The organism is Streptomyces marispadix (genome assembly GCF_022524345.1).
In the GTDB taxonomy this organism is placed as follows: Bacteria; Actinomycetota; Actinomycetes; order Streptomycetales; family Streptomycetaceae; genus Streptomyces; species Streptomyces marispadix.
Genome location: NZ_JAKWJU010000002.1, coordinates 4,012,618 through 4,031,514, shown reverse-complemented (window position 1 = coordinate 4,031,514; position 18,897 = coordinate 4,012,618). Strand labels below are relative to the sequence as shown.

General features: G+C 70.7%; 14 protein-coding genes. 5 read left to right on the top strand and 9 right to left on the bottom strand.

All coding sequences use genetic code 11. From position 1 onward, the window contains the following. Positions 1 to 25: 25 nt before the first annotated feature. The 3 genes from MMA15_RS16830 (at position 26) to rarD (ending at position 4,415) form a co-directional block, all read left to right on the top strand. Entirely contained in the window at positions 26 to 2,023 is a 1,998-nt protein-coding gene (locus MMA15_RS16830) for a 2-oxoacid:acceptor oxidoreductase subunit alpha (protein ID WP_372498258.1), read from the top strand. Continuing rightward, positions 2,016 to 3,110 (top strand): 2-oxoacid:ferredoxin oxidoreductase subunit beta, encoded by a 1,095-nt coding sequence (locus tag MMA15_RS16825; RefSeq protein ID WP_241060739.1) that lies wholly within the window; start codon positions 2,016 to 2,018, stop codon positions 3,108 to 3,110. The genes MMA15_RS16830 and MMA15_RS16825 overlap by 8 nt, the downstream gene beginning before the upstream one ends. A gap of 279 nt (positions 3,111 to 3,389) precedes the next feature. Continuing rightward, a complete protein-coding gene (rarD, locus tag MMA15_RS16820; protein ID WP_241060737.1) occupies positions 3,390 to 4,415 on the top strand; it encodes an EamA family transporter RarD in 1,026 nt (341 codons plus the stop codon). Here rarD and MMA15_RS16815 read toward each other — a convergent pair. The 4 genes from MMA15_RS16815 to MMA15_RS16800 form a co-directional block, all read right to left on the bottom strand. Further along, positions 4,405 to 5,325, bottom strand: coding sequence for an ABC transporter permease (locus MMA15_RS16815; protein WP_241060735.1), 921 nt, complete (start codon positions 5,323 to 5,325; stop codon positions 4,405 to 4,407). The two genes, rarD and MMA15_RS16815, sit on opposite strands and share 11 nt — an antisense overlap. Further along, entirely contained in the window at positions 5,312 to 6,277 is a 966-nt protein-coding gene (locus MMA15_RS16810; RefSeq protein WP_241060734.1) for an ABC transporter ATP-binding protein, read from the bottom strand. Before MMA15_RS16810 ends, MMA15_RS16815 begins: the two co-directional genes overlap by 14 nt. A 201-nt stretch (positions 6,278 to 6,478) precedes the next feature. Then, a complete protein-coding gene (locus tag MMA15_RS16805) occupies positions 6,479 to 7,900 on the bottom strand; it encodes a LolA family protein (RefSeq protein WP_241060732.1) in 1,422 nt (473 codons plus the stop codon). Positions 7,901 to 8,491: 591 nt separating this feature from the next. Next, positions 8,492 to 9,505 (bottom strand): polyprenyl synthetase family protein, encoded by a 1,014-nt coding sequence (locus tag MMA15_RS16800; protein WP_241060731.1) that lies wholly within the window; start codon positions 9,503 to 9,505, stop codon positions 8,492 to 8,494. A 451-nt stretch (positions 9,506 to 9,956) separates the two neighbouring features. On the opposite strand from MMA15_RS16800, the gene fahA reads away from it, so the two are divergent. Further along, the gene (fahA, locus tag MMA15_RS16795; RefSeq protein ID WP_241060730.1) at positions 9,957 to 11,192 is read left to right on the top strand and encodes a fumarylacetoacetase; all 1,236 of its coding nucleotides are present in this window, start codon (positions 9,957 to 9,959) and stop codon (positions 11,190 to 11,192) included. A gap of 140 nt (positions 11,193 to 11,332) precedes the next feature. Here the strand turns inward: fahA and MMA15_RS16790 are convergent, their stop codons facing one another. Both MMA15_RS16790 and MMA15_RS16785 read right to left on the bottom strand, forming a co-directional pair. Further along, on the bottom strand, positions 11,333 to 12,085 hold the full coding sequence (locus MMA15_RS16790; protein ID WP_241060729.1) for a FadR/GntR family transcriptional regulator: 753 nt from the start codon (positions 12,083 to 12,085) through the stop codon (positions 11,333 to 11,335). A gap of 5 nt (positions 12,086 to 12,090) precedes the next feature. Next, the gene (locus MMA15_RS16785; protein WP_241060727.1) at positions 12,091 to 13,458 is read right to left on the bottom strand and encodes an enolase C-terminal domain-like protein; all 1,368 of its coding nucleotides are present in this window, start codon (positions 13,456 to 13,458) and stop codon (positions 12,091 to 12,093) included. Positions 13,459 to 13,755: 297 nt separating this feature from the next. Between MMA15_RS16785 and MMA15_RS16780 the strand changes: the two genes are divergently transcribed. Beyond that, positions 13,756 to 14,691 carry a fumarylacetoacetate hydrolase family protein gene (locus MMA15_RS16780; RefSeq protein ID WP_241060725.1) on the top strand — a complete coding sequence of 312 codons (936 nt, stop codon included), beginning with the start codon at positions 13,756 to 13,758 and terminating at the stop codon, positions 14,689 to 14,691. Between the two features lie 130 nt (positions 14,692 to 14,821). Here MMA15_RS16780 and MMA15_RS16775 read toward each other — a convergent pair whose 3' ends face one another. From MMA15_RS16775 to MMA15_RS16765, 3 genes are all read right to left on the bottom strand, one after another. Continuing rightward, positions 14,822 to 15,367: a hypothetical protein gene (locus MMA15_RS16775; protein ID WP_241060723.1), complete on the bottom strand. Its 546-nt coding sequence runs from the start codon at positions 15,365 to 15,367 to the stop codon at positions 14,822 to 14,824. A 169-nt stretch (positions 15,368 to 15,536) separates the two neighbouring features. After that, positions 15,537 to 17,234: an NADH-quinone oxidoreductase subunit NuoN gene (nuoN, locus tag MMA15_RS16770; RefSeq protein WP_372498257.1), complete on the bottom strand. Its 1,698-nt coding sequence runs from the start codon at positions 17,232 to 17,234 to the stop codon at positions 15,537 to 15,539. Continuing rightward, complete coding sequence (locus MMA15_RS16765) at positions 17,231 to 18,895, bottom strand: NADH-quinone oxidoreductase subunit M (RefSeq protein ID WP_241060721.1); 1,665 nt, start codon at positions 18,893 to 18,895, stop codon at positions 17,231 to 17,233. Before MMA15_RS16765 ends, nuoN begins: the two co-directional genes overlap by 4 nt. Between the last annotated feature and the right edge of the window lie 2 nt (positions 18,896 to 18,897).

Sequence of the window (18,897 nt, the reverse complement as noted above, 5' to 3'; positions counted from 1 at the left end):
CCGCCGCTAGGAGGTCCGATCCACCGTGACCAACCAGGTCAACAGCCCAGCCGGGCAGCGCCCGGGCCCTGATGAGCCCGCGGCGACCGGCGCCGCGGACGGCACGGCAGCCGCGAACGGTACGGACGGCACCGGCGCCCCACGCGTGGAGGGGCCCGCCCCCGGCAAGGAAGTACGCCGCCTGGACCGCGTGATCATCCGCTTCGCGGGCGACTCCGGCGACGGCATGCAGCTCACCGGCGACCGCTTCACGTCCGAGACGGCCTCCTTCGGCAACGACCTGTCGACGCTGCCGAACTTCCCCGCCGAGATCCGCGCCCCCGCGGGCACGCTGCCGGGCGTCTCCTCCTTCCAGCTCCACTTCGCCGACCACGACATCCTCACGCCGGGCGACGCCCCCAACGTGCTCGTGGCGATGAACCCGGCGGCGCTCAAGGCCAACATCGGCGACGTGCCGCGCGGCGCGGAGATCATCGTCAACACCGACGAGTTCACCAAGCGCGCGATGGCGAAGGTCGGTTACGACGTCAGCCCCCTCCAGGACGGCTCGCTCGACGGCTACCGGGTCCACGAGGTGCCGCTGACCACGCTCACCGTGGAGGCGCTCAAGGAGTTCGACGTCGGCCGCAAGGACGCCGGGCGCTCCAAGAACATGTTCGCCCTCGGCCTGCTGTCGTGGATGTACAACCGCCCGACCGAGCAGACCGAGCACTTCCTGCGCACCAAGTTCGCGAAGAAGCCGCAGGTCGCACAGGCCAACATCGCCGCGTACCGGGCCGGCTGGAACTTCGGCGAGACCACCGAGGACTTCGCCGTCTCCTACGAGGTGGCACCCGCCAGCTCCGCCTTCCCGCCCGGGACGTACCGGAACATCTCGGGCAATCTCGCCCTCGCCTACGGCCTGATCGCCGCGTCCCACCAGTCGGGGCTGCCGCTCTTCCTCGGCTCGTACCCGATCACGCCCGCCTCGGACGTGCTGCACGAGCTGTCCCGGCACAAGAACTTCGGGGTTCGCACCTTCCAGGCCGAGGACGAGATCGCCGGCATCGGCGCCGCGCTCGGCGCAGCCTTCGGAGGCGCGCTCGGCGTGACCACCACGTCGGGCCCGGGTGTGGCGCTGAAGTCGGAGACCATCGGGCTCGCGGTCTCGCTGGAGCTGCCGCTGCTGATCGTCGACATCCAGCGCGGCGGCCCTTCGACGGGGCTGCCCACCAAGACCGAGCAGGCGGATCTGCTCCAGGCCATGTACGGGCGCAACGGCGAGGCACCCGTGCCGATCGTCGCGCCGCGCACCCCCGCCGACTGCTTCACGGCGGCACTGGAAGCCGCCCGCATCGCGCTGACCTACCGCACACCGGTCTTCCTTCTCTCCGACGGCTATCTCGCCAACGGCTCCGAGCCCTGGCGTATCCCGGAGACGGACGAACTCCCGGATCTGAGCGTGCAGTTCGCCCAGGTCCCCAACCACCGGCTCGACGACGGCACCGAGACCTTCTGGCCGTACAAGCGCGACCCGCACAGCCTGGCGCGGCCCTGGGCGGTCCCGGGAACGCCCGGCCTCGAACACCGCATCGGCGGGATCGAGAAGCAGGACGGCAGCGGCAACATCTCCTACGACCCGGCCAACCACGACCTGATGGTCCGCACCCGCCAGGCCAAGGTCGACGGCGTCGACGTGCCCGACATCGAGGCCGACGACCCGGGCGGCCGCGCCAAGACGCTGGTACTGGGCTGGGGTTCGACGTACGGGCCGGTCACCGCGGCCGTGCGCCGGCTGCGCAGGGACGGGCAGCACATCGCACAGGCGCATCTGCGCCATCTCAACCCGTTCCCGTCCAACCTCGGGGCGGTGCTCCGGCGTTACGAGCGGGTCATCGTGCCCGAGATGAACCTCGGCCAGCTCGCCACCCTCATCCGCGCCGAATACCTCGTCGACGCACACTCCTACACCCAGGTCAACGGCATGCCCTTCAAGGCCGAGCAGCTCGCGACCGCATTGAAGGAGGCATCCCTCGATGACTGAGACGACCCCCGGGACCCGCCCGGAGAGCGAGGCCCTCTCCCTGGTGCCGAAGGCCGAAGCGGCGCAGACCATGAAGGACTTCAAGTCCGACCAGGAGGTGCGCTGGTGCCCCGGCTGCGGCGACTACGCCGTACTGGCGGCCGTCCAGGGCTTCATGCCCCAACTCGGCCTGGCGAAGGAGAACATCGTCTTCGTCTCCGGCATCGGCTGCTCCTCCCGCTTCCCGTACTACATGAACACCTACGGGATGCACTCCATCCACGGGCGCGCACCGGCCATCGCGACCGGGCTGGCGAGCACGCGGCGCGATCTGTCGGTGTGGGTCGTCACCGGTGACGGCGACGCGCTGTCCATCGGCGGCAACCATCTGATCCACGCGCTGCGCCGCAATGTGAACCTGAAGATCCTGCTCTTCAACAACCGGATCTACGGGCTCACCAAGGGCCAGTACAGCCCCACTTCGGAGACCGGGAAGATCACCAAGTCGACGCCTATGGGCTCGCTCGACTCTCCCTTCAACCCGGTCTCGCTGGCGCTGGGCGCCGAGGCGTCGTTCGTGGCCCGTACGGTCGACTCGGACCGCAAGCACCTCACGAGCACGCTGCGGGCGGCGGCCGACCACCACGGGACGGCCCTGGTGGAGATCTACCAGAACTGCAACATCTTCAACGACGGCGCCTTCGAGGCGCTCAAGGACAAGCAGCAGGCGCAGGAGGCCGTGATCCGCCTGGAGCACGGCGAGCCGATCCGCTTCGGCGCCCCCGGCGAGGACGGCCTCGGCACCAAGGGCGTCGTACGCGACCCGGCCACGGGCGATCTGCGCATCGTCGACGTGACGGAGGAGGGCACCGACGGCGTCCTCGTGCACGACGCGCACGCCGAGTCGCCGACGACGGCGTTCGCGCTGTCGCGGCTGGCCGATCCGGAGACCTTGCACCGCACACCGATCGGGGTCCTGCGCGACGTCCGCCGGCCCGTCTACGACGCGGACATGAGCACCCAGTTGGAGGCCGCCGTGGAGAAGCAGGGCAAGGGCGACCTCGGTGCGCTCCTCGCGGGCAACGACACCTGGACGGTCGCGGGCTGACGCGGCCAGGCGGACGCCGAACGCGGCCCGGCAGGCACACGAGGGCACAGGCGCCGGACGCGCAGCACCGGCACCGGACACGCGGCACCTTGACAGGCATCAGCAGCAACTACGCGGCCCCGCCGGGGACTTCGGTTCCGGCGGGGCCGCGGCGTGCGCACCACGTCCCACGCCACCCGCGCGCTGTCAGTACCGTCATGTGAAACGGAGATGACAGTCCCTTCGCGGAGGGCTTACCGTCGGTCCCGCACCGACGGCTCTCTTCGAGGAGGACGGTTCGTGGTAAACCGAAGCGACCAGCGGACCGGCCTGCTCTACGGTTTCGCCGCCTACGGCCTCTGGGGAATCCTTCCGCTCTACTGGCATCTGCTCGAATCCACCAGCCCCGGCGAGGTCCTCGCCCACCGGATGGTGTGGTCCCTGCCGACCGCCCTCGTGCTGCTGGCCGTGCTGCGCCGCTGGGCGTGGATACGCCCGCTGCTGCGGCAGCCGAAGCGGCTCGCCCTGGTCGTTGCCGCCGCCGCCGCGATCTCCGTCAACTGGGGCCTGTTCATCTGGTCGGTGAGCGCCGGAATGGTCCTGGAGTCCTCCCTCGGCTACTTCATCAACCCCCTTGTCTCCATAGCCTTCGGCGTGCTGCTGCTGCGGGAGCGGCTGCGTCCCGGGCAGTGGGTGGCCGTAGGGATCGGCGCGGCGGCGGTCGCCGTGCTGAGCATCGCCTACGGGCAGGTGCCGTGGCTGTCGATCGGACTGGCGCTCTGCTTCGCCACATACGGGCTGGTCAAGAAGCGCATCCTGCTGGACGGCGTCGACAGCTTCAGCGCGGAGACCGCCGTCCAGTTCGTGCCCGCGCTGGGCTTCCTCGTCTATCTGAGCGCCACCGGCCAGGGCTCCTTCGTAAGCGGCGGCACCGGGCATGCCCTGCTGCTCGCCGTCTCGGGCGTGGTCACGGCGGTACCGCTGATCTTCTTCGGGAGCGCGGCGGTGAGGCTGCCGCTCACGACCGTCGGCCTGCTTCAGTATCTGGCGCCGGGCTTGATGTTCGTGCTGGGCCTGCTGGCGTTCCACGAGGAGATGCCGCCCGAACGCTGGGCCGGGTTCGTACTGGTGTGGGTGGCGCTGTGCGTGCTCACGTGGGACGCGCTGCGCACCAGGCGCCGGGGCCGCGAGCAGTTGCGCAAGGCGGCGGCGAAGGCGGCCGAGGCGGCGGAAGCGGAAGCCGGAGCGGACTCGGGAGCGGGGGCGGACTCGGAAGCCGGAGCCGGGACGGGAGCGTCCGCGGCGGCGTCCAGCCCTAAGCCGTGATGTCCCGCCCGGTGAAGCGGGCCCACGCCGCCGACCCGAACACGGCCGTGTAGAGCGCCTGTAGACCGAAGTTCCTCACCAGCTCGTCCCAGTAGACGGGGTCGCGCAGCAGGTCGGCGAAGCTCAGCCAGTAGTGGGGGAAGAGATACGGCTGCACGGCGTGGAGCTGCGGAATGGTGTCCACGATCTGAACCATCAGCAGCAGCCCGACCGTTGCGGCCATCGCCGCGATTCCACTGTCGGTGAGGGTCGAGACGAACAGCCCGAGGGCGGCCAGCCCGGTCAGCGATACGGCCACCGCCACCGCGATGGCCAGCGCCCTCAGCAGCCCCTCCGAAAGCGGCACCGAGGTCCCCGACAGCAGGGTGACCTCGCCGAGCGGGAAGAGGACCGCCCCCGTCGCCAGGGCGAACACGGCGACGACGAGGGTCGCGGCGAGGCAGAAGACCATCGTGCCCGCGTACTTCACCAGCAGCAGCCGAGTGCGCCCCGCCGGTGCGACCAGCAGATAGCGCAGCGTGCCGGCGTTGGCCTCGCCCGCCACCGAGTCGCCCGCGACGACGCCCACGGTCATCGGCAGGAAGAACGGCAGCGTGGCCGCGAGCGATGTGAAGACCAGGAACAGGCCGTTGTTGGTGATCTGCGAGATGAACGCCGGTCCCCCGCCTCCGCCGCCGCCCGCCGAACCCCCGTCCGCCGTCTCGATCTTGACGGCGATGCCGACCAGTACCGGGATCACCGCGAGCACGCCGAGCAGTGCGATGGTGCGCGACCGGCGGAAGGTTGTGAGCAGTTCGCTGCGCAGCAGACCGGACGGACGCCGGTGGCCTTTCACGGCCCTTGCGCCGGACGAGGCCACGGACTGGGACTCGGGCCGGGTGCCCTCACCCGCGAGGTCAGCCTGCGACATCGAAGCCCTCCCCGGTCAGCGATACGAAGACGTCCTCCAGCGACGCCCGCGTCACACCGAAGCCCCGCACCCGGACCCCGGCACGTACGAGCGCGGCGTTCAGATCGGCGAGATCCAGCGCGGGAGCCGCCTCCCCCGGCGGCAGTTCGCCCGTCACCTCGTCGCCCGCCACCGTCAGATCGCTCACGCCGTGCTCCTTCAGTACGCGCGCCGCCTCCGCGCCGTCCGGTGTGGCCACCGTCAGCCGTCCACGGGCACCCGCCGACATCTCCGCCACGGTGCCCTGGGTGACGAGCTGCCCCCGGTTCATCACAGCCGTATGCGTACAGACCTGCTCGATCTCGTCCAGCAGATGGGAGGAGAGGAAGACGGTCGTGCCGTCCTCCGCCAACGCCCGTACCAGCGAACGGATTTCACGCATGCCCTGCGGGTCGAGGCCGTTGGTCGGCTCGTCGAGCACCAGCAGTTCGCGCGGTTGCAGCAGGGCCGCGGCGATTCCCAGCCGCTGCTTCATCCCCAGCGAGTACGCCTTGGCCTTCTTGTTCGCCGCCGCCGACAGCCCGACCCGCTCCAGCGCGCCCTCGACCCTCGGCCCGCGCGTACGGGGATCGGCGGTGGGGTCGGCGGCGTCGTAGCGGTGGAGGTTGGCGCGCCCCGAGAGGAACCCGTAGAGCGCCGGGCCCTCGATCAGAGCTCCTACGCGCGGCAGCACCCGGCGGGCCGCGGACGGCATCCGCTCGCCCAGCACGTGGATGCCGCCCTCGGTGGCGTCGATAAGGCCGAGGAGCATGCGGATCGTGGTGGTCTTCCCCGAGCCGTTCGGCCCCAGGAAGCCGAAGACGCTTCCGCGGGGGACGGTCAGATCCAGCCCGTCCACGGCGAGTTGACCACCGCGGTAGCGCTTGCTGAGCCCGCGGGTCTCGATGACCGCTTCGGCGGACGGCTGGGCCATGGCGCTCCCGTGTTCGCTCTGATCGTCTCGGCGTCCGGTGTGTCTGATCGGTGGGCGGGGCCGGTGCCCCCTTCCCGCCGCGCCCGGTGCTTCTGTGCGGAACGTGCTTCTGTACGGAACTCCCCTCAGGCACGCCCGTCCCCACCGCCCGCGACGAGCGGTGGGGACGGACAGCCGGTCACGACCCGCTTTACGGAACGGTCACTTGGCGGCGGCGTCGGCGGCCTTGATCAGGCCCTCCTTCGTCACCGCGCCCACGTAGACCTTTCCGTCGTCCGTCATCAGAGCGTTGACGAGCCGGGTGTGGAAGATCCGTCCGGTGCCGAAGTCTCCCTTTGCCTTCTCGCTGAAGCCGTCGAGGAACCGCTGCCCCTCCGGGGACTTGGCGTCGTCGCCGGACCCCTGGGCTCCGGCGCCGGGAAGACCGCCCGCGCCCTTGCCCATGTCGATCTCGGCGACCGAACCCCAGCCCTTGCCGAGGACGTTCAGCCCTCCGGGCCCTGAAGGCCCGAAGCCCTTGCCCTTCCCGGACTTGCCGAACTCCTCGAACATCTCGGACTTCTCGAATTTCTCGGACTTCTCGAACTCGCCGCGCGCACCCGGCATTCCATGCATCCCGGGCATTCCATGCTTCTTCAGTTCACGGAGGTGCTTGCCGTGCGCCTTCCCGTGCGGGCCCGCCTCGGTGACGTCGGTGCCCTTCGGGGGCTTGAAGTCGAAGGTGCCCGCGTCGGGCTTGCCGAAGTCGACCTTGGTGTAGGCGACATCGACGACCGGCTCGCCGCCGCCCTTCGGGGCGACCGTGAACTTCAGCGGTGTGCCGTTGTCGGCGTCGACCGCGATGCGTACGGAGTCGATGGTCGAGTGGGAGGCGCCCTTCGGCTTGATGAGGAGCTGGTAGGCGTCGCGGCCCGCGACCTGTGCCGTGCCGTCGACCGTCACGGAAGTGGTGTCGTCCGCCGCCTTCAGCGCCTGCTTCGCGGCCTTCTGCGGGGTCACGTCGCCGATCCCGCCGCCCGGCATGCCGCCGTGGCCCTTGCCGTGCTCCCCGCGCTTGCCGTGGTCCTCGTGCTTCCCGGCCGCGCCCTCGGGTGCCTTTGCGTGGAAGGCGGTGTCCGAGCCGCTGTCGTACATCCACGCCTCGTCGCCGTTGTGGATGAAGCTGTACTCGGAGGCGTCCTCGACGATGGACACGCGCTGCTTCTCGGGTCCGTCGGCCGCGACGCGCAGCATGTGCTCGCCGGAGGCCAGCTCCATCAGCTTCTCCTGGGGCGCGGGGCCCGAGCCCTTGCCTTCGCCCTGGCCGCCGCCCTTGTCGTCGCCGTGCGGGCCGCCGCCGAAGAGGCCGCCGCCCTGCCGGCCGCCGCTTCCCCCTGCCATGCCCGGGATCTCCGGCAGACCGAGATCGGTCTTGATCTTCATGGTGCCGGACATGTGCTGGGTGTCGGACGCGGCCATCTTCGCGACCAGTTCCTCAGCCGAGATCTTCGGCAGGTCGGGGGCGCCGGTCTTGGCGAGTGCCGGGACGAGTCCGATGGTCAGCGCGGCGATTCCGGCGACGCCGGCTGGTATCCCGTACCGGACGGCCTTCCTGCCGGACGTCTTCGGTTGGATCTGTGCCATGTCGTGCCCTACCTCCGGGTCGGTGGCCGGTTGTCTACGTGCACTCGTCCGTCCCCTGCCTTCGGCGGGGAGACCCCACGCCTGCCTTCGGCGGGGAGACCCCACGCCTGCCTTCGGCGAGGAGACCCCTGCCAGCCTTCGGCAGGGAGACCCCACTCCCGCTCGGCCATTGTCCCCGAATTCCACGGGAACGTGCGGGGTGGAGTCTCCATCGCACCAAACCCGGGAGCGTTTCGCGTCAACCGATGGAGGCAACTGCGCCTACTCCTGCGGGTGGAGAAGCGGAGTGCCATGTCCCCCGTGCGGAGGCCCGTGAGGGGGCTGGAACCCTGAGCCGTCCATTGCGCCGGTCGATGAACCGGATGACGGGTCACACCATGAACCGGCCGGTGAGGCGGGCGGGCCGACGCGTGGACGGCCATCTTCCGGGGCGCTTTCCGGACGAGACGGTCCCTCAGCCGGACCCGGAGGCCGTGTGGACGCCGCAGACGCCCACTCGGACGCCCACTCGGACGTGCACTCGGACGTCCGCTCAGAAGCTGCCGATTCCGTATGGGCCCTCGTACGAAAGGGCTCGCGGGCGATGGACCCTCAGGCGGCCCGGTGCACCACCGCGTCGCAGAGCTGCGAAAGGGCGGTCTTCGCGGCGCAGTCGGGCAGCGGCGTCAGCATCTCGCGTGCCTCGTTCGCGTATCGCACGGTGTCCTGACGTGCCTGCTCCAGCGCCGGGTGCGCCCGAAGCGCCGTCAGAGCCTCGGCGTGCCGGGCGTCGTCGGTGAGGTCGCCGTCGAGCAGTTCGAGCAGTGCCCGGTCCTCGGCGGTGGCCTGCGGGGAGGCGGCGTGGGCGCGCAGCCGCAGAACGGGAAGGGTGGGGACGCCCTCGCGCAGATCCGTGCCGGGCGTCTTGCCGGACTCATGCGAGTCGCTGGCGATGTCGAGTACGTCGTCGGCGAGTTGGAAGGCGGTGCCCACTCGCTCGCCGTACTGGGTGAGGATCGAGACCACGCTCTCGTCGGCGCCCGACATCAGCCCGCCGAAGCGGCCCGCGACGGCGATGAGCGAGCCGGTCTTGCCCGCGATGACGTCGAGGTAGTGCTGCACCGGGTCCTGGCCTTCGCCTGGCCCGGCGGTCTCCATGATCTGGCCCGTCACCAGCCTCTCGAACGCCTCGGCCTGGATGCGTACGGCCTCGGGGCCGAGGTCGGCGAGGATGTGGGACGCACGCGCGAAGAGGTAGTCGCCGGTGAGCACGGCCACCGAGTTGGTCCAGTTGACGTTCGCGCTGGGGACGCCGCGGCGCACGTCCGCCTCGTCCATCACGTCGTCGTGGTAGAGCGTCGCGAGATGCGTCAGCTCCACGACGACGGCCGAGGGCACCACCCCCGGTGCGTGCGGGTCGCCGAACTGTGCGCCGAGCATCACCAGCAGCGGCCGGAATCTCTTCCCGCCCGCCCGTACGAGGTGCTGCGCGGCGCCCGTTATGAACGGGACGTCGCTCTTCGTGGCCTCGATGAGACCTTCCTCGACAGCAGACAGCCCCGCACGGACATCGGCCTCGAGAGCCTTGTCCTGCACGGTCAGTCCGAAGGGCCCGACGTCGTTCACGAGGGGTTTCTCCTGTCTGCATACGACGAATGAGCGGTCACGCGGAACGCTCGCTGCTTCCACTTCCGGGTTCACTTCCGGTCGTCGCCAACACCCGGCAGCGTATCCGGTCCCATGTCGATCTCCATGGGCGCATATCGGCTGACGGACACCGGCCCTGCGGTGGCCCGTGCGCCGTTCGGTTGCGGAGGCCCGAGGGGGTGCGGCGGGGGTCCTCGCCGCCCGAGCGCCCCCTGGAGCCCCACCGCCGACCGGGCTCGTTCCGCAGGTCGCCGGGGCTCCCGTTCGCGCCCGCCCCCCGGCTCTCGCAGCCGCCCTCGCGATGCCCCCGCCGGCCCTCGCGATGCCCTGGCGCCGTGGCCGGGTCGCTCCCCTCGCCCACAGCGCGCCGCGAGGGTGCCCGTACGCTGAACTCGCCCGTGACCGGCGACGATCTCGAAGGCGAGGCACCGTGACAGACGTGAATCCTCCCCGGCAGCCACATGTGGCCGAAGGCGACCCCTTCGGCCCGGACAACCTCCCGTACGGCGTGTGCACCACCCCCGAGCACCCGCGACGGCCGCACATAGTCGTCCGCTACGGCGACCATGTGCTCGACGCGGGCGGCGCCGCGGCGGCCTTCGGCTCCCCGCACACCGAACTGCTCCAACAGCCGCTGCTGGGGCCGCTGATGGCGGCGGGCCGCCCCGTATGGCAGTCCGTCAGGGCCGAGCTGCGCCAGTGGCTGACCGCGCCCGAGCACCGGGAGACGGTGGCCGGATTCCTTCGGCCGCTGACGGAGGTGACGATGCGGCTGCCGTTCGAGGTCGCCGACTACGTCGACTTCTACGCGAGCGAGCACCACGCCACCAACGTCGGCAAGATCTTCCGCCCCGACAGCGCGGCGCTGCCCGCCAACTGGAAGCATCTGCCGATCGGTTACCACGGCCGCGCCGGCACCGTCGTCGTATCCGGTACGCCCGTGCCGAGGCCCAAGGGGCAGCGCAAGCCGCCGAACGAGGAGGCGCCGCTCTTCGGGGCGTCGCGGAGGCTCGACATCGAGGCCGAGGTCGGGTTCGTGGTGGGCACACCGTCAGAGCGCGGCGAGAGCGTGCCGCTGTCCGGCTTCCGCGACCACGTCTTCGGCGTGACGCTCCTCAACGACTGGTCGGCGCGCGACATCCAGGGCTGGGAGTACGTGCCGCTGGGCCCGTTCCTCGGCAAGTCCTTCGCCACGTCCGTCTCCGCCTGGATCACGCCGCTCGACGCGCTGGACCACGCTCGTACGGCACCGCCCGCACGCGACGAGCCGCTCCTGCCGTATCTCGACGACTCGGCGGAGCCGGAGCCCGGCGGCATCGAGCTGCACATCACGGTGAGCATCAACGGCCACACGGTCTCCGAGCCCCCGTTCTCCGCGATGTACTGGACGGCGGCACAGCAGCTCGCGCACATGACCGTCAACGGCGCCTCCCTGCGTACGGGCGACCTCTACGCCTCGGGCACGGTCAGCGGCCCGGAGCACGGGCAGCGCGGCTGTCTGCTGGAACTGACGTGGGGCGGCAAGGAACCGCTCCAACTCCCGGACGGAACCCGGGGGTTCCTGGAGGACGGCGACGAGGTGACGCTCACCGCCTGGGCCCCGGGACCGGGCGGCGGCCGTATCGGCCTGGGCGAGGTGACGGGGCGGATCGAGCCGGCGCGGTAGCGCGGCCGGTACGGGACTGCGGCCGGGCGGGACGGGCGCGGCAGAGGCGGGCGCGGCAGACGCGGGAGCGGGACGGCGGGGTCGGTGCCGACGGGGGAACCGGCGCCGGACGGGCCGGAAACGACCCCGTGCGTGCCGGATCACTCCGGGGGCGGTATCTCGTGCCCGTCCGCGCCCTCCCGTACCACCGCGAGCCGCTCCCGTACCCACGTCTCCACATCGTTGACGTGGCGGCTCGCCGCGGCGAAGGCGCCGAGGCTGTCGCGGGCGCGCAGTGCGCCGAGGATGTCCATGTGCTGCTGATGCGTCCAGGCGAGGACGTCGGACTTGACCAGGGCCCGCCAGATGCGGGCCCTGGCCGTGCGGTTGCTGACTGAGGAGACCAGCGACTGGAGGGTACGGTTGCCGGTCGCCGCGACGATGTCGGCGTGGAACGCCAGGTCCTCGCGGACGAGTTCGCCCGGCTCCTGGAGCGTCCGCATCCGTTCGATCCGCTCCAGCAGACCGTCGAGCGCGGCGTCGTCCATACGGGTCGCGGCGAGCGCGGTGGCACCGGGCTCCAGCACCTTGCGGCACTCCAGCATCTCGTCCAGGGCGGTGTCCTGCGCCAGATCGAGGAAGCTGCCGATGGCGCTGAGCAGCCGTTCGGGACGCAGATCGGTGACGAACGTGCCGTCCCCGCGGCGCACTTCGAGGACCCCGGCCATCGCGAGCGCCCGCACCGCCTCACGCAGGCTCGGGCGGGACAGCGCCAGCTCGCCCGCCAGCACCGACTCCGGAGGCAGCCGGTGCCCCGGGGCGAACTCACCGCTCTCGATGCGCTGTTTCAGGCGGCCGATCGCCACATCGACGACGCTGCCGCCTCCGCCGCCCCCGTCTCTTTCGCTCGTCATGCCGGTCAGGATGTCACCGGGGCCGTGCCGCCCCACACGGAGCCGTCGGGGAAGCGGTACGCCCGAAGCGTCTCGCGGCGGATCTGCGCGCTGTAGCCGGGCACCTCGGGCACGCGGTAGCGCGAGCCCTCCACCCGTACGGGGTCGACGAAGTGCTCGTGGAGATGGTCGACGTATTCGACGACGCGGTCGTCCATGGAGCCGCTGACCGCCACGTAGTCGAACACCGAGAGATGCTGCACCAGTTCGCACAGGCCGACGCCGCCCGCGTGCGGGCAGACGGGCACGTCGTACGCGGCGGCCAGCAGCAGCGCCGCGACGGCCTCGTTGACACCGCCCAGGCGGCAGGCGTCGATCTGGCAGATCCCGATCGCACCGGCCTGGAGGAACTGCTTGAACATCACGGCGTTGTGGGCGTGTTCACCGGTCGCCACATGAGTGGGGGCGATGCGCCGCTGGATCGCGGCGTGCCCGAGTACATCGTCGGGGCTGGTCGGCTCCTCGAACCACCAGATGCCGAACTCCTTCAGCGCGTCCGCCCATTCGACCGCCTCGGCGACGCCGAGAGTCTGATTCGCGTCGATCATCAGGCGCCGGCCGGGACCGATGATCTCGCGGGCGATGCGGCAGCGGCGCACGTCGTCGCCGAGGTCGGCGCCGACCTTCAACTTGACCGAGTCCCAGCCCTGTTCGACGGCTTCCCGGCACAGCCGTGCCAGCTTCTCGTCGTCGTAGCCGAGCCAGCCCGCGCTGGTCGTGTAGGCGGGGTAGCCGTGCTCTCGTACGTATGCCTCGCGCTCGGCGCGTCCTGCGGCCCGCGACTCCAGAAGCTCCAGGGCGGCCTCGGGAGTGAGTGCGTCCTTCAGGTAACGCCAGTCGACGAGATCGACGATCTGCTGCGGGGTGAGGTCGCTGAGCAGCTTCCACAGGGGCTTGCCCGCACGCTTGGCGAGCAGGTCCCAGGCGGCGTTGATCACCGCGGCGGCACCGAGGTGGATGGCTCCCTTGTCGGGCCCGAGCCAGCGGAGCTGGCTGTCGCCGAGGAGGTGGCGGGAGAAGGCGCCCGGGTCGCGGGCGACCTCGTCGACGGACGTTCCCACGGCGCGCTCGCCGATCGCGCGTGCGGCGGCCACCGCCAGGTCGGTCCCCCTGCCGATCGTGAACGTGAACCCGTGCCCCTCGGAGACCGCCTGCCCGTCCCCCTCGCCGGTTCCTCCTCCGTCGCCCGTTCCCTCGCCGTCGTCCGCGACGTGCAGGACCACATACGCGGCCGAGTAGTCGGGGGCCTCGTTCATCGCGTCGGAACCGTCGAGTTCGCGGGAGGTGGGGAAGCGGACGTCGATCGTCTCGACGTCGGCGATGCGGGCGGTCATCGGCACTCACTCCTGGTACGTGCGCTCCTGGTACGTGCGGGAGGGTCGCGAAGGCGGCGCCATCCGGGAGACGCTGTGGGCAGAGCGGGCCCTCAGCGCACCCACAACCCAAGATGTCAGATGTCTGCCCGTCTCGACCAGACCCGGCAGACGAGCCAAGCCTGCACAACGAGCAGTAACACCAGTCCAGCACCCTGACAAGCGCCTCTCCGCACCCCCTTGTCATGGCCGTATGTGAAGGTTACGTTCCAGCGGTCAGACGTCTTTAGGGGACGCCGCAGGCGGGAGGGAGCAGCGATGACACGCATAGTGCGCTTCGCCGACGACAGCGGGACCATACGCACCGGCGTCGCGGACGGTTCAGGAGCGATCCGCGCCTTCGAGGGCGCACCCCGCGTGGCCGACCTGCTGCGGCTCTCCACGGACGAGCTGCGCGTCCTCGCCGAGGGGACCGCCGCGGGGCCCGCCGTCTTCGCCGAGGGCCGCGTCGTACTGCTGCCGCCCCTGGACGGGCTGATGGAGCTGTGGGCGGCCGGCGTCACCTACGAGCGCTCACGCGAGGCCCGCGTCGCCGAGAGCACCGAGCAGTCCGTCTACGAGCGTGTCTACGACGCCACGCGGCCCGAACTCTTCTTCAAGGCCCAGCCCTGGCGGATCGTGACCGACGGCGAGCCCATCGCCGTACGCGACGACTCGGAGCTGAACGTCCCCGAGCCCGAACTGGGCCTGGTGCTCAACAGCCGTGGTGAGACCGCCGGTTACGTGGTCACAGACGACGTCAGCTCCCGCAGCATCGAGGGCGAGAACCCGCTGTACCTTCCGCAGGCGAAGATCTACGGCGGCAGCGCGGCCGTCTCCTCAGGCGTCGTACCGTCGTGGGAGCTGCCGGACGTGAGCGCGCTGCGGATCACTCTCACCGTCCTCCGCGACGGCGAGACCGCCTTCGAGGGCGAGACCTCCACCGCCGCCTTCCACCGCGATCCGCACGGCCTGGCCGAACACCTGTGGCACGCCCAGCCGTTCCCGGACGGCGCGGTGCTGGCGACGGGCACGGGCATCGTCCCGGAGATGGACTTCACCCTCCAGGGCGGCGACACGGCCCGTATCGAGATCGAGGGCGTGGGCTCCCTGACCAACCCGGTGGTCGGCGACCAGGCCCAACTCGCCTGGCTGACCGAGGCGTTGGACCGGCCACTGATCCGCAGGGAGCGGCGCACGGCGTCCGTGAGCTGACTGCCTGGCGGTCCGTCGTCCGTCGCATGGCCGGGGGCTTACGGGCACCGGAGCGCGGCTCTCCGGGCCCCCGGGCGCACCCGGCACGGCTAGCGGGTGCCCCGCACGGTCCGCGCCGCTCGTGCCTCTGCTACTCCTCGGGCAGCTCCACCGGTACGTCGGTGACCCGGGCGTAGACCTCGGTCGGGCCGCCCTTCCAACTCACCGTCATCGACTTGCCCTTGAGGGCGCCGATCTCGCCGTTCGTACGAGCCTCGTCGGCGCCGCCCGGGCACTTGAGGGCGACGGTGCGGCCGCCCGAACCGCCCAGGGAGCCCGTGCAGTTCCTGCCGCGCTCGCGCAGCAGCGTCACCTTGTCGCCCACGACGGTCAGCACGTACTGCTTGCCCTTCGCCTTCCAGACACCGGCGTACTTGCCGGACCCGGACTTGCCCGAGTCGCCGCCCCTGCCGTCGTCAGGGGCGCCCTCGGTGGCGTCGCCGCCGGTCTCGCCGTCGCCGGAGGGCTTGTCTGTCTTCCCCGCGCCCTCCGAGGCCGACTTGGAGGCCGAGGCCTCCGGCTTGCCCTTGCCGCCCTCGTCCTTGCCGCCGTCGTCGCCGCTTCCGCACCCGCTCATCAGAAGCGCACCGGCCGCGATCACGGCCACCGCCCCCGCTCTCCGCGCTGACCTGCGCACCCCGCACTCCTTTGTCGGTCCTGTGTCCACGGCCCCGCAGTCGACAGGGCCACGTCAAGCTAGCAGGCGGCCGACCCGCTGAAAACGCCGCTGCCCGGCTCCCCTTGAGGAGCCGGGCAGCGGCGCGAGACGGAGACGACCGGCCCGTGAGCGGCCGGCGCCCGGCAGGTCAGCGGACGAAGACGCCCGCCTGGCTCGCCAGATCCAGGAAGTACTGCGGCGCGACACCCAGCACGAGCGTCACCAGCACACCGACGCTGATCGCCGACGTCGTCCACACGCTGGGGACGGCGACCGTGGGCCCGTCCGCCTTCGGTTCGCTGAGGAACATCAGCACGATCACACGGATGTAGAAGAAGGCCGCGATCGCCGAGGCGATCACACCGACGACCACCAGCGCGCCCGCGCCGCCCTCGGCCGCCGCCTTGAACACGGCGAACTTCCCGGAGAAGCCGGACGTCAGCGGAATACCGGCGAAGGCCAGCAGGAACACCGCGAAGACCCCCGCCAGCAGCGGCGAACGGCGGCCCAGCCCGGCCCACTTGGACAGATGCGTAGCCTCGCCGCCCGCGTCCCTCACCAGCGTGACGACCGCGAAGGCGCCCAGCGTCACGAACGAGTACGCGCCCAGATAGAAGAGCACCGAGGCGACGCCGTCCCTCGACGTGGCGATGACACCGGCGAGCAGGAAGCCCGCGTGCGCGATCGACGAGTACGCCAGCAGACGCTTTATGTCGGTCTGCGTGATGGCGACGACCGCGCCCGCCAGCATCGTGATGATCGCGACGCCCCACATCACAGGGCGCCAGTCCCAGCGAAGGCCCGGCAGCACGACATACAGCAGACGCAGCAGCGCACCGAAGGCCGCGACCTTCGTGGCCGCCGCCATGAAGCCGGTGACCGGCGTGGGCGCACCCTGGTAGACGTCCGGCGTCCACATGTGGAACGGCACGGCGCCCACCTTGAACAGCAGGCCCATGACGACCATGGCGCCGCCGATCAGCAGCAGCGCGTCGTTGCCCGTGGTCTCCGCCAGTACGGTGCTGGTCGTACGGTCGGCGTTGCCGATCACGCGGGCGATTCCCGAGTAGTTGACGGTGCCCGCGTAGCCGTAGAGCAGTGCGGCGCCGAACAGCAGGAACGCCGAGGAGAACGCGCCCAGCAGGAAGTACTTGACCGCCGCCTCCTGCGACAGCAGCCGCCTGCGGCGGGCCAGCGCACACAGCAGATACAGCGGCAGGGAGAAGACCTCAAGCGCGATGAAGAGCGTCAACAGGTCGTTCGCGGCAGGGAAGATGAGCATGCCGCCGACCGCGAAGAGCAGCAGCGGATAGACCTCGGTGGTCGTCCAGCCCGCCTTCGTGGCCTCCTTCTCACCGTCACCGCCCGGTACGGACGCGGGCTGCGCGGCGAAGGAGTCGACGTGCCCCCCGCGCTTGGCCGAGGAGCCACCGGTCCCGTCCGATGCGTGCGAACGCGGCTCCAGACGCCGCTCGGCGAAGACGAACACCGACACCAGGCCCACCAGCAGGATCGTGCCCTGGAGGAAGAGCGTCGGACCGTCGACGGCGACGGCGCCCATCCCGGCGATCGCCGCCTTCGTCGTGGCGTGCCCCGACACGGCCAGTCCGAGGACCGCGGCGAAGGCGCTCGCGAGCCCCAGTGCCGCGAGCACCAACTGCGCCCCGTAGCGCCACTTCCGGGGGAGGAACGCCTCCAGAACGATGCCGATCACGGCAGCGCCCAGCACGATCAGCGTCGGCGAGAGCTGGCCGTACTCGATCTTCGGGGCCTGTAGTTCTCCGGCTCCGAGTGTCCACAGACCGGGAACGGCCGCCGCCGTCCCCGCCGTTGCCACCGCGCTCACTTGTGGTCACCTCCGGCGTGCTCAGCCGGCTTGTAGTCGAACCATCCGGTCTCCGCGACCCGATGCTCCGGTTCCGGGTCCTTCTTCCGCACGTCCGAGAGCGTGTGCCCGACAGCCGGGTTCACGATCTCGGTCAGTGGCTTCGGGAAGACCCCGAGGAAGATCAGCAGCGCCACCAGCGGCGCCGCGACGGCCACTTCCCGCACCCTCAGGTCCGGCATGGCCCGCACCTCGGGCTTCTCCACCGGCCCCGTCATGGTGCGCTGGTACATCAGCAGTACGTACAGCGCCGCCAGGACGATGCCCGCAGTGGCGACGACACCAGCCACCGGGTAGCGGCTGAACGTGCCCACCAGCACCAGGAATTCACTGATGAACGGCGCCAGCCCCGGCAGCGACAGCGTCGCCAGGCCGCCCACGAGGAACGTCCCCGCCAGTACGGGCGCCACCTTCTGCACACCGCCGTAGTCCGCGATGAGACGCGAGCCGCGACGGCTGATGAGGAATCCGGCGACCAGCATCAGCGCGGCGGTGGAGACGCCGTGGAAGACCATGTAGAGCGTCGCTCCGCTCTGGCCCTGGCTGGTCATCGCGAAGACGCCGAGGATGATGAAGCCGAAGTGGGAGATCGAGGCGTAGGCGATCAGCCGCTTGATGTCCCGCTGGCCGACCGCCAGCAGCGCACCGTAGAGGATGCTCAGCAGCGCCAGTACGAGCACCACCGGCGTCGCCCACTTGCTCGCCTCGGGGAACAGGCCGAGGCAGAAGCGGAGCATCGCGAAGGTGCCCACCTTGTCGACGACGGCGGTGATCAGCACGGCCACCGGAGCCGTCGCCTCGCCCATGGCGTTGGGCAGCCAGGTGTGGAACGGGAACAGCGGCGCCTTCACCGCGAAGGCGAAGAAGAAGCCGAGGAAGAGCAGCCGCTCGATGTTCGTGCCCAGGCTCAGCTCGCCGGCGGCGCGTGCGCGTGCGATCTCCGGGAGAGAGAACGTGCCCTCGCCGAGCTGGTCGGAGGTGACGACGAAGAGCCCGATGACCGCGGCCAGCATGATGAGGCCGCCGACGAGGTTGTAGAGCAGGAACTTCACGGCCGCGTAGGAGCGTTGCTTCGCCGCCTCGTCCTCGCCGCCCGAGTGGGCCCGGTCGCCGAAGCCGCCGATGAGGAAGTACATCGGGATCAGCATGGCTTCGAAGAAGACGTAGAAGAGGAACACGTCGGTCGCCGCGAACGAGATGATCACCATCGCCTCGGTCGCCAGCATCAGCGCGAAGAAGCCCTGCGTGGGCCGCCAGCGGCGGTTGGGGCGCGCGGGCTCCAGCTCGTCGGCGTCATGCCAGGCCGCTCCGATGATGAACGGGAGCAGCAGCGCGGTGAGCGCGATCAGCACGGCACCGATGCCGTCGACGCCAAGCTCGTAGCGCACCCCGAAGTCCCTGATCCAGGAGTGCGATTCGGTGAGCTGGTAGCGCGGGCCGCCGGGTGTGAACCGCGCGAGCACCACCAGCGCGGACACCAGCGTCGCCACGGAGAACAGCAGCGCCACCCACTTCGCGGCCCCGCGCCTGGCGGCGGGCAGCGCCGCGGTGACGACGGCTCCGGCCGCGGGCAGCGCGGCCGTGACCGTCAGCAGGGGGAAACCTGCGTTTGCTACAGACATGA

Excerpts from the sequence above, each read along its gene's own strand:
- MMA15_RS16825 (WP_241060739.1), top strand. The coding sequence starts at position 2,016 with ATGACTGAGACGACCCCCGGGACCCGCCCGGAGAGCGAGGCCCTCTCC.
- MMA15_RS16815 (WP_241060735.1), bottom strand. The coding sequence starts at position 5,325 with ATGTCGCAGGCTGACCTCGCGGGTGAGGGCACCCGGCCCGAGTCCCAG.
- MMA15_RS16810 (WP_241060734.1), bottom strand. The coding sequence starts at position 6,277 with ATGGCCCAGCCGTCCGCCGAAGCGGTCATCGAGACCCGCGGGCTCAGC.
- MMA15_RS16805 (WP_241060732.1), bottom strand. The coding sequence starts at position 7,900 with ATGGCACAGATCCAACCGAAGACGTCCGGCAGGAAGGCCGTCCGGTAC.
- MMA15_RS16790 (WP_241060729.1), bottom strand. The coding sequence starts at position 12,085 with ATGACGAGCGAAAGAGACGGGGGCGGCGGAGGCGGCAGCGTCGTCGAT.
- MMA15_RS16785 (WP_241060727.1), bottom strand. The coding sequence starts at position 13,458 with ATGACCGCCCGCATCGCCGACGTCGAGACGATCGACGTCCGCTTCCCC.
- MMA15_RS16780 (WP_241060725.1), top strand. The coding sequence starts at position 13,756 with ATGACACGCATAGTGCGCTTCGCCGACGACAGCGGGACCATACGCACC.
- MMA15_RS16765 (WP_241060721.1), bottom strand. The coding sequence starts at position 18,895 with ATGTCTGTAGCAAACGCAGGTTTCCCCCTGCTGACGGTCACGGCCGCG.